At 64.4% G+C, this 233-nt stretch carries 1 protein-coding gene; it reads right to left on the reverse strand.

Annotated features, from left to right (window positions below):
- Nucleotides 1–233 (reverse strand): outer membrane protein transport protein (locus BST14_RS32435; RefSeq protein ID WP_211280882.1); only part of this gene is annotated, 233 nt, incomplete at both ends.

The following is a 233-nucleotide window of genomic DNA, read 5'->3' on the forward strand; positions in this document are numbered from 1 at the left end:
GCCCGGCCCGTCCTGGTAGCCGCCGGTCATGGGATTACCCTGGTAGTCGTAGGCATCGCCGTTGTACTTGATGTCGATATCGGCGTAGTTGACCGTCAACTGGGCGATCCGCTTGTCGATGAACGCCATGGCCGCCGGGTTGTTGAACGCGGCGCTCGGATCGTTGGGAAACAGCGAGCCGCCTGCCATCGCACGGCCCCAGCCCGCCGTGTTGGTGGTCGGCACCATGAAGC

Origin of the sequence: Mycobacterium arosiense ATCC BAA-1401 = DSM 45069, from assembly GCF_002086125.1 — a bacterium.
Taxonomy (GTDB): Bacteria; Actinomycetota; Actinomycetes; order Mycobacteriales; family Mycobacteriaceae; genus Mycobacterium; species Mycobacterium arosiense.